General features: G+C 66.5%; 8 protein-coding genes. 3 read left to right on the top strand and 5 right to left on the bottom strand.

Going from position 1 to position 10,255, the window contains the following annotated elements:
- A partial coding sequence (locus tag ACWGCN_RS35370) for a L,D-transpeptidase (protein ID WP_452529185.1) occupies positions 1-1,074 on the top strand: 1,074 nt, incomplete at its 5' end.
- 131 nt (positions 1,075-1,205) lie between these two features.
- Complete coding sequence (locus ACWGCN_RS35375) at positions 1,206-2,663, top strand: LCP family protein (protein ID WP_452460299.1); 1,458 nt, start codon at positions 1,206-1,208, stop codon at positions 2,661-2,663.
- A gap of 90 nt (positions 2,664-2,753) precedes the next feature.
- Here the strand turns inward: ACWGCN_RS35375 and fadD32 are convergent, their stop codons facing one another.
- Positions 2,754-4,634: a long-chain-fatty-acid--AMP ligase FadD32 gene (gene fadD32, locus ACWGCN_RS35380; protein ID WP_452460300.1), complete on the bottom strand. Its 1,881-nt coding sequence runs from the start codon at positions 4,632-4,634 to the stop codon at positions 2,754-2,756.
- A 58-nt stretch (positions 4,635-4,692) separates the two neighbouring features.
- Positions 4,693-5,940, bottom strand: coding sequence for a KasA/KasB family beta-ketoacyl-ACP synthase (locus ACWGCN_RS35385; protein WP_379314939.1), 1,248 nt, complete (start codon positions 5,938-5,940; stop codon positions 4,693-4,695).
- Positions 5,941-6,141: 201 nt separating this feature from the next.
- Here ACWGCN_RS35385 and ACWGCN_RS35390 point away from each other — a divergent pair, with 201 nt between their 5' ends.
- The gene (locus ACWGCN_RS35390; RefSeq protein WP_379314937.1) at positions 6,142-7,134 is read left to right on the top strand and encodes an acyl-ACP desaturase; all 993 of its coding nucleotides are present in this window, start codon (positions 6,142-6,144) and stop codon (positions 7,132-7,134) included.
- Positions 7,135-7,152: 18 nt separating this feature from the next.
- Here the strand turns inward: ACWGCN_RS35390 and ACWGCN_RS35395 are convergent, their stop codons facing one another.
- From ACWGCN_RS35395 to ACWGCN_RS35405, 3 genes are all read right to left on the bottom strand, one after another.
- Positions 7,153-8,445, bottom strand: a complete 1,293-nt coding sequence (locus tag ACWGCN_RS35395) for a diguanylate cyclase domain-containing protein (RefSeq protein WP_378994767.1) — start codon at positions 8,443-8,445, stop codon at positions 7,153-7,155.
- 36 nt (positions 8,446-8,481) lie between these two features.
- Positions 8,482-9,291 (bottom strand): SAM-dependent methyltransferase, encoded by an 810-nt coding sequence (locus ACWGCN_RS35400; protein WP_452460298.1) that lies wholly within the window; start codon positions 9,289-9,291, stop codon positions 8,482-8,484.
- A gap of 140 nt (positions 9,292-9,431) precedes the next feature.
- On the bottom strand, positions 9,432-10,124 hold the full coding sequence (locus ACWGCN_RS35405; protein WP_379317208.1) for a YdcF family protein: 693 nt from the start codon (positions 10,122-10,124) through the stop codon (positions 9,432-9,434).
- Between the last annotated feature and the right edge of the window lie 131 nt (positions 10,125-10,255).

Genomic DNA, 10,255 nt, shown 5'->3' on the forward strand with positions numbered 1-10,255 from the left:
GACGGCGCGACCGAGATCGATCCGCTGGGCCCGGTGCGCGTGAGTACCAGCGACGGGCAGCTCACCGCGGTCACGATGACCAACGAGCAGGGCGGCACGGTCGACGGCATCCTCACCCCCGACCAGTCGGCATGGAAACCGTCGGAACCACTGGGCTACGGCCACACCTACACGGTCACGGCCGAGGCGGTCACCGTCACCGGCCGGGTCGGGCCGATCACCTCGTCGTTCACCACGCTGGCGCCGAACAACCAGACCAAGGTCTATTTCCGAACCACGGGCGGCACGGAACTCTCCTCATCGGGCACTTTCGGCGTCGGCACCGTCGCCGTCGCGCACTTCGACGAGGACGTGCCCGATCGCGCGACGGCCGAGAAGCACCTGTCGGTCACCACCGATCCGCCCGTCACCGGCTCCTGGTACTGGCTCGACAACCGCAACGCCCACTGGCGGCCCGCGAACTACTACACGCCCGGCACGAAAGTGACGCTCACCGCCGACATCTACGGCAAGGATCTCGGCGGTGGCCTCTACGGCCAGGAAGACACGAAGACCAGCTTCACCATCGGCCCCTCGCACGTCTCGATCGTCGACGACAACGACAAGCAGGTGCAGGTATACGAGAACGGCACGCTGATCAAGACGATGCCCACCTCGCTGGGCATGGGCGGTAGCCAGACCGTCGCGGGCAAGACCATCACCTTCTGGACCCAGCCCGGGGTGTACACCGTGATGGACAAAGCCAATCCGGTGATCATGGACTCCTCCACCTACGGCCTGCCGGTGAACTCCCGGCTCGGCTACAAGGAATCCATCGGCTGGGCGACCAGGATCAGCACCGACGGCATCTATTTGCACCAACTCGACGACACGATCTGGGCGCAGGGCAACACCAACGTCTCACATGGCTGCCTCAATCTCAGCGGCGAGAACGCGCGCTGGTTCTACAATTTCTCCCAACCCGGCGACGTGGTCGAGATCAGGAATACCGGCGGCGCCCCGCTCGAGGTGTGGCAGAACGGCGACTGGAGTGTGCCGTGGGAACAGTGGCAGGCAGGTAGCGCGCTGCGGTGAACGGGGACAACGACTTTCCGCCGCCGCCGCGCCGGGAGACAGCACGACGGGGACCACAGCGCGTCGGCAAGCACGCCGCCACCGACCCTCGCGCGCCACGGCACGGCCGCGCTCGCCGAGCCGGGTTGATCATGGCCAGAATGCTCGTGGCGACCACCGCGCTGGCCGTTCTCGCGGGCACCGGCCTGGCCTGGTCGGCCAAGCAGGACTTCGATTCCGGCTTCACCCATTCCACCGCACTCGGTGAGGACGCCCCGCGTTCCGGCGGCGGCGCCGTCAACATCCTGTTGATCGGCCTGGACACCCGCAAGGATCTCAACGGCAACGACCTGCCGAAAGAGGTGCTCGACCAGTTGCACGCCGGTGACGGCACCGAGGGCGGCTACAACGCGAATTCGCTGATCCTGCTGCACATTCCGGCCGACAAGAGCAAGGTCGTCGCCTTCTCCATCCCCCGCGACAACTATGTGCCGGTGACGGGAATCCCCGGCTACCAGCAGATCAAGATCAAAGAGGCGTACGGCTTGAAAAAGGCCGCGGTGCAAGCGAAGTTGATCGACCAGGGCGAAAAGGATCCGGTGGTACTGGAGCGGCGCGGCCGGGAGGCCGGACGCGCGTCCATCGTCACCACCGTCCGCAATCTCGTCGGGGTTCCGATCGACCGGTTCGCCGAGATCTCCCTCGCGGGCTTCTACGACCTGGCCACCGCTGTCGGTGGGGTCGACGTGTGTCTCAACCACGCCGTCGACGACAGCGAGTTCTCCGGCGCGAGTTTCCCCGCGGGCAGGCAGCATCTCGATGGTTCACAAGCCCTGGCGTTCGTCCGCCAACGTCACGGACTGCTCAACGGCGACCTCGACCGCACCCATCGTCAACAGGCTTTCCTCACCTCGGTCGCCAAGTCGCTCAAGGACTCCGGAACGCTGACCAACCTGAGCCAACTCACGGAACTAATGGACGTGGCGCACCGTGACGTGGTGCTCTCCGACGGCTGGAACCTGTTCGACTTCGCCCGCGACATGGGCTCCGCCGGCTCGGTACCGGTCGAATTCCGCACGCTGCCGGTGGTGCGCTACGACGTGATCGACGGTCAGGACGTGAACATCGTCGACCCGGCCGCGATCAAACGGGAGGTGCGGGCGGCCTTCGGCCAGGAGATGCCGGCGACCACGACCACGGCATCGCCCCTGACGAGCGTGGTCGATGTGCACAATGTGGGCACCGAGAAAGGGCAGGCGGCGGCGCTCTCGGCCGCGCTGACGAGCCGGGGCTACGGTGCGGGCCTGATCGGCAATGGTGATTCGAGCGACGGCCAGTACTCGGCCATCACCTACGGCCTCGGTGCCGCCGACGATGCGCGTGCGCTGGCGGAACTTCTCGGCGGGCTGCCGGTTTCCGCCTCGCCGTCGATCGAAGACGGGCGGATCAAGATCGCGCTCGGCGCGGACTTCACGATGCCCACCGAGCTGAGCCCGACCACATCGACGACCACTCCCCCCACGACCACGACATCCGGCTCGATGCCGCTGCCCGACCAGGGAAAACCGTTGTCCACCAACATCGGCGACACCATTCCCTGCGTCAACTGAGCGACCTGCGCCGCGTCAGCCGGGCGCCGGAGCCGGACGCACGAGGCGGATATCGGTCGGCCACCGGAATGCCCAGTGGCCGACCGTCTCTCACTCCTCCGGTGCGTCCGGATAGGCCTGCTGCCGGTATCCACCGCGCAGCGTCCCGTCCAGATACGCGGCCTTGCAGGCCCGTCGGGCGATCTTCCCGCTCGACGTCCGCGGAATCGACCCCGCGGGCACCAGCAACAGGTCGCGCACCATCACCCCGTGCCTGCGGGCGATCGCCGCACGCACCGCGTCCGTGATCGGGCCCGGCTCGAGTTTCGCCGCGCCCGTCCCTCTTTCGGCGACGATCACCAATTGCTCCGCCGCCGGATCGGACACCGTCCCGGCCTCGAGCACCGGTGCGGGCAACTGGCCCGCCTGCACCGAGAAGGCCGCGATGAAGCCGGGCCGCAGCGCCGTACTGGCCTCCTGCGCCGAGTATTCGAGATCCTGCGGATAGTGGTTGCGCCCGTCCACGATCACCAGGTCCTTCACCCGGCCGGTGATGAACAGCTCGCCGTCGTGATAGGCGCCGTAGTCGCCGGTCCGCATCCACTTCGCGTCATCGGGCGCACCCTCGGCGCGACTACCGACCTGCATGCGCGCGACCACCCGATTGCGGAAGGTCTCCGCGGTCTCCTCCGCCCGGCCCCAGTACCCGATGCCCATATTGTCACCGTGCAGCCAGATCTCGCCGACCTCGCCGTCGCGACGCTCGATCCCGGTACCGGGATCGACGATCACCGCCCACTGTGACCGCGCCACGTGTCCGCACGACACCTGCGCCACCGCGTTCTCGGCGTGCTCGTCGCACTCCACCATCCGGCCGTCGTTCAACTGCCCGCGATCGACATAGACCACCCGCGCCTCGTCGTCACGCTTGGTCGCCGACACGAACAGCGTCGCCTCGGCCATCCCGTAGCACGGCTTGATCGCGGTCTTGGACAGCCCGTAGGGCGCGAACGCCTCGTTGAACTTGCGCATCGAGGCCACCGACACCGGCTCACTGCCGTTGATCAGACCGATCACGTTCGACAGGTCGAGCGATTCGTCTCCCTTGGGCAACCCGCGCATCGCCGCGTGTTCGAACGCGAAATTCGGTGCCGCCGAATAGATTTCGGCGCCATCCGCTTGCGCGGCCAGCTCCTTGATCCAGCGCGCGGGCCTGCGCACGAACGCGCTGGGCGACATGATGGTGATGAACTTGCCACCGATGGTCGGCAGGATCACCGTGAGCAGCCCCATGTCGTGGAACAGCGGCAGCCAGGTGACCCCGCGGGCGTTCTCGGTGATCCCGATGGCATCGATCATCTGCAGCAGGTTGGTCCCCACCGAGCGGTGGGTGATCTCGACACCGGCGGGCACCCTGGTGGACCCGGAGGTGTACTGCAGATACGCCACGCTGTCGATATTGATGTCGGGCCTGCGCCAGCGCGTGCCGACGGTATCGGGAATCGCCTCGACCGCGATGATTCTGGGCCGTTGCGCCGCGGGCTGTTCGCGGAAGAAATTGCGCACGCCGGCCGCCGCGCTACCGACGGTGAGCACCGCGGCCGGTTCGCAGTCGCCGAGAACGGCGTGCAGCCGGTCGCTGTGGCCCTGCTCCTCCGGATCGAACAGCGGCACAGCCACATTCCCCGCGTACACCGCCGCGAACAGCGCGACGACATAGTCGAGGCCCTGCGGCGCCAGCACCGCCACCCGGTCGCCGGGCTGGGTCACCTGCTGCAATCGCGCGGCCACCGCGCGCAGCCGCACGCCGAACTCACGCCAGGTCAGCTCCTGGTATTCCCCCTCACGTTCTGTCGAATAGTCGATGAAGCGATAGGCCAGGTCGTCCCCGTTGGCCTCGCTGTGTTTGTCGACGAAGTCGATCAGGGTCTGATCACCGGGAATCCGGATAGTCCCCAGTTCGTCTACATAGTCGTCGAAAGTCTCGCCGATCATTCCCAATCCTTTTCAACGCACATTGACTCCGAATCCGCCACCACAAGGCGAACCGTCAATACCGTCCGAACGAGATCGCCACGTTGTGACCGCCGAAACCGAAGGAGTTGTTCACCGCGTAATCGATGCGACCACGCCGCGCCTGACCCGACACCACGTCCAAATCGATTTCGGGGTCCTGATTGTCCAGATTCAGCGTGGGCGGCACGATGCCGTCGCGCACACTGAGCACCGTCAGCACCGATTCGAGCGCACCGACCGCGCCGATCGAATGCCCGAGAGCCGATTTGGGCGCGTACACCGACGCGTGCGAGCCGATCGCCTTCGCGATCGCATTGGCCTCGGCGGTGTCGCCGATCGGGGTCGCGGTGGCGTGGGCGTTGATGTGGGTGACGTCGGTGCGGCTGATCCCGCCGGTCTGCATCGCCCGCGTCATCGCCCGCGCGGCGCCGGTGCCCTCGGGATCCGGTGCGACGAGGTGGAATCCGTCGGAGGTGACGCCCGCGCCGAGCAGCCGGGCGTGAATCGTCGCGCCCCGCGCCTTCGCGTGCTCCTCGGTCTCGATCACCATCATCGCGCCCGCCTCGCCGAAGACGAACCCGTCACGGTCGGCGTCGAAGGGACGCGAGGCCGCCTTGGGATCGTCGTTGCGGGTGCTCATGGCTCGCATCTGCGTGAACGCCGCGATCGGCACCGCCTGGATGGAGCCCTCGACACCGCCGGTCACCACCATGTCGGCATCGCCCATCACGATCATCCGCCACGCGTTGGCGATCGCCTCCGAGCCCGACGAGCAGGCCGACACCGGCGTGGAAACCCCGGCCCGCGCACCCAATTCGAGGCCGACGCAGGCCGCGGGACCGTTGGGCATGATGGCCTGCACGGTCAACGGCGAGACCTTGCGGTAGCCGCCGTTGCGCAGCCGATCGCGGGCGTAGATCAGCGATTCCGCGCCGCCGAGGCCGGTACCGATCGAGACGCCGAGCCGGTCGCGGTCCACGACGGGGCTGCCCGCGTTGCGCCACACCTCGCGGCCGAGAACCACGGCCATCTGTTCGACGTAGGACAGTTTGCGCGCCTCTTCGCGGGTGAGCGAGAGGGTGGGCGACACCTTCAGGTGGCCGCCGATCCGCACCGGCAGTTCGAAATCGTCGATGAAGGAGTCTTCCAAGACGTCGATTCCGCTCTCGCCGTTGAGCAGACCTTTCCAGGTCGAGTCGACGTCGCCCGCGATCGACGTGGTCGCCGCCAGGCTCGTGACCACGATGTCCGTCATAATTTTTCGCTCACTCTCTCTAGCTATGCCACGACTGAACGGGAACCGCTGATGGAGCTGAACTGGTGGAGCGTATATGCACACGGCGCGACGCGCCCAAATTCCGAAACAGTGCGAAGGAACACCGTGTCGTTTCCAGGCGCGATGCGCCGGGTCTATTGTGACGACGGGCAACACTACCGGACCGAAGCAACTCTCGCTTTTCACTAACCGGAAAGGGCAACGAGCGTGGCCAGGAACCTGACCCAACTGGAACTACTGATCGAGCTGGAACCCATCGCCGCGAGCAATGTCGACCGCCATCTATCGATGGCCAAGGACTGGCACCCGCACGATTATGTGCCGTGGGACCGTGGCCGCAACTTCGCGTCCATGGGCGGAATCGATTGGGACCCAGAACAATCCGCCCTCAGCGAACTCGCCAAGGCGGCCATGGTCACCAACCTGCTCACCGAGGACAACCTGCCCTCCTACCACCGTGAGATCGCCGAGAACTTCTCCAAGGACGGCGCCTGGGGCACCTGGGTGGGCCGCTGGACCGCCGAGGAGAACCGGCACGGAATCGTACTGCGCGACTACCTGGTGGTGACCCGCGGGGTCGACCCGGTCGCGCTCGAACAGGCCCGAATGATCCACATGACCAACGGATATTCGGCGATGGCCGTCGTGGACGACAAGGCACCGGGCTTCGACATCCACGCCTCGACCGGCGCCGGATTCCTGTTCTCCGTGGCCTATGTGACCTTCCAGGAACTGGCCACCAGGGTGAGCCACCGCAACACCGGGCGGGTCTGCGACGACCCGATCGCCGACCGCATGCTCGCCCGCATCGCCGCCGACGAGAACCTGCACATGATCTTCTACCGCAACCTGTGCGCCGCCTCGCTCGACCTGGCCCCCGACCAGACCATCGAGGCGATCAACACCATCGTGCAGAACTTCCAGATGCCCGGTGCGGGCATGCCCGGCTGGCGACGCAACGGCGTGCTGATGGCCAAGCACGGCATCTACGATCTGCGCCAGCATCTCGAAGAGGTACTGATGCCGGTGCTGCGCAAGTGGAACATCTTCGAGCGCAATGACTTCGGTCCTCGAGGCGAGCGCGCTCGCGAGGATCTGGCAGCCTTCCTCGATCGGCTGGGCGGGGACGTTCTCCGCTTCGAGGAACAACGCGATCGTTCACTGGCGCGAGCGGCCGGGCGCGAGCGGCAATCGGTCTGATCGGTTCCGGCCCGGCCGCTACCGGGCCGGATCGCGGCGCGCGTCGTTCTTGTTGCGGTACATCGCCGCGTCGGCGGCGTGCACCAATTCGTCTACGGCGCCGGGCAATTGCTCGAAGAAGGCGGTGCCGATGCTGGCGCCCACGGCGAGCATGTGTCCGTCCACCTCGAGCGGCTCGGTGAGCGCGGACAGCAGCTCGCCGGCCAGTCGCGCCAATTGCGCTTCACCGGAGCATCTTTCGACCAGCACCAGGAACTCGTCACCGCCGATGCGGGCGGCGAGCGCCTTGTCCGGGCGTACCGCTTCGCGCATCCGGTCGGCCACGACCTCGAGCACACGATCTCCGATCGTGTGCCCCCATAGATCGTTGATCTCCTTGAACCCGTCGAGGTCCAGATAACAGACCCCGATCGGCGGTTGCGCTTGCGCCAGTCGGTTGAACAGGTGCGGGCGGTTCGGGAGACCGGTGAGCGCGTCGTGATTGGCGTCGTGCCACAGGCGGTCGGCGAGCTGCTTGCGCTCGGTGACATCGACCGCGACGCCGATCAGGAACTCGATGCTCCCATCAGTGCCGCGCACCGCCGACATCGACAGGTCGATCGCGGTCACCCGACCGTCGGCATGTAGATGCTCGGTCTCGGTCCGGAAGCTCTCGGATTCGCCGGCGACCATCAACTGGAGTTGTTCGAACGCGAAGTTCAGGTTCTGCGGGCCCAGGATGTCGGCGACGGTCCGGCCCGGCATCGTCTCCGGGGTCTGGCCGAGCATATGGGCCATGATGGCGTTGCAGTTGATCACCTGGCCGGTCATGTCGACGGTGCCGATGCCGACGAGCGCGCCGTCGAAGACCGCCTCGAAACGGGCTTCGGAGAGCGCCCGGCGGTTCTCCGCCTCCTGCGCCGCGGCGAGCACCGCGGCCAGCGTGGCCTCCTGCTCGGCCAGCGCGGCGGCCCGCAGCGCCGCGGTGAAGCCTGCCGCGAAGTCGGCGGCCAGGACGATCGCCCGGTCGCGGATCTGCGGTAGCGCGGGGTCGGCCGGGCCGTCGGCGACGAGCTCGACCAGATCGGCACAGATCACCGGCACCGAACGGCTCACCGCCGACGGGTCACGGTAGTTGGCGGCGACCAGCATCCGAGCCGCCCGCCGCGCGATGTCCGGATCCTCCCCACCGCGTGCGGCGTCGATCAGACCGGTGCACAGGGCAGCCAGCATCTCTTCGATCTGCGAGCGGTTGAGGGTAGGAGCTACGACGCCATCGAGGGCATCCGCCCACCGCCGCGCCAGCTCCCACGACCCCACTGCTTCATCCACCTGTCATCGTCTATCGCACCCGCCATGTCAGGCGGTCTACTTCTTGATCGCGACACCGCCCATGCCGAGCGAGCGGCCCGGCTTCTCGTGCTGATCGCGCTCGGACTCGGGCCGCCACAACGGCAACTCGACAACGCCTGGCTCGACCGAATCCCATCCCTCGAACAACGCGACGATCTCATCCTTGGACCGGAAATGAATACCGACCTTGGACTGGTTCACCGAGTGCGTACCCAGTTTACCGGCGTCATCGGGCCGAAGCTCGGAGGTGAGATGTGAAATGGCTATAAAACTACCCGCTGCCACCACTTCGCGCAGCGCTGCCACCTTGCCGATCGGATCGTCCACATCGGGCACCAGATGCAGCACCGCGATCAGCAGCAGCCCCACAGGGGCGTCGAAGTCGATCAACCCTGTCTCGCGCACCGCGGCGACCAGGTCGACAGGTTTGCGTAGGTCGGCCTCGATCGCACCCGCGCGCTCGTTGCCCTGCAGAATGGTTCGCGAATGAGCGACGGCCACCGGGTCGATGTCGACGTAGAGCACCGTGGCCTCCGGGTCGAGCTCGTGCACGATCTCGTGCACGTTGCCCGCGGTGGGGATGCCCGATCCGACGTCGAGGAACTGCCGGATTCCGGCGTCGAGCATGAAGCGGACCGCCCGGCGCAGAAACGCGCGATTACTCAGCGCCAACCGCGGCAGGTCTGGAACGAGCCCGGTAGCCATCTCCGCGGCGTCCCGGTCGACCGCGAAGTTGTGCGAGCCGCCGAGCAAAGCGTCGTACATCCGAGCCGGACTCGGATGCTGCATATCGACACCTTCGGGCGCCCATACCGGCCGTTCCATCGAATTCCCCTGTCTGCCATTACCGCACCGCACCCTCGCAACCCGCGATGACGCCTCCCGCATCGTAATCGGCGCCACCGACATCGGCGCGGCTATCCATTAGCGAAAGTCATGGCCTCGACCGATGGCGGTGCCGGGGTCTATTTTTCGGAGCCGTACGGCTGGGCCCACAGGGGGGCCACATCCGGGGTCATAGTGGCGACGACCGGGATACCGGCCGCCAGAAAATTGTCCAGCGCCCGGCGCATATGGTCGGCGGAGGTGATCAGGACAGCTTTGGTCACGCCGAGCGCTTCCATCATGCGCGCCGAGAACTCGGCATTCTGCACGGTGGAACCGGCTTCGGTTTCCGCGTGCAACCGGTTCCTGGCGACACCACGAACATTGAGCCAGTCCGCCATCACCTGTGCCTCGGTGACACCGTTGCGTGGGTTGCCACCGGTCACGATCACCGGCGAAGCGGGCGACATAAAGGCCTGAATCAGCGCCGCGTGCAAGCGATTACCCAATTCGGGCCGCATCGTGCCATCGGGCAGCAGACCGTATCCGAGCACCACGATCGCCGTCTCGGGGCCGTAAGTGGCCGGCAGCATGATCCCGGCGAGGCCTGCGACCGACCCGACCGCGCCGATCAGTGGATCGGCGGATGGCGCGGCGGCACCGAGTGGCGCGGTCGCGACCGCGCCGACCAGTGCGGCAGGCAGCACCAGGACGGCCGCACAACGGCGCAGTGCCTGGTGAGTGAAGAGCCAGTTCATGGTGACCTCCCGAAGCGACGTCGCATCATCGTCGCTGACCGGAACCGCCGACATGCCCATTTCTGAAATGTTCATGGTTCAGACTGTTCGCCCCGGTCCGGGAGGTATCCTGGGAACGCAAAAAGGCCCTCCAACCGAAGTTGGAGGGCCTTTCGCAAAGATGTTCCGGCAGTGTCCTACTCTCCCACACCCTGTCGAGTGCAGTA

The sequence above is a fragment of the Nocardia sp. NPDC055050 genome (genome assembly GCF_053608345.1).

What these genes read in the sequence shown, in the direction of transcription:
- ACWGCN_RS35375 (WP_452460299.1), top strand. Translation starts at nt 1,206, where the DNA reads ATGGCCAGAATGCTCGTGGCGACCACCGCGCTGGCCGTTCTCGCGGGC.
- ACWGCN_RS35405 (WP_379317208.1), bottom strand. Translation starts at nt 10,124, where the DNA reads ATGAACATTTCAGAAATGGGCATGTCGGCGGTTCCGGTCAGCGACGAT.
- ACWGCN_RS35400 (WP_452460298.1), bottom strand. Translation starts at nt 9,291, where the DNA reads ATGGAACGGCCGGTATGGGCGCCCGAAGGTGTCGATATGCAGCATCCG.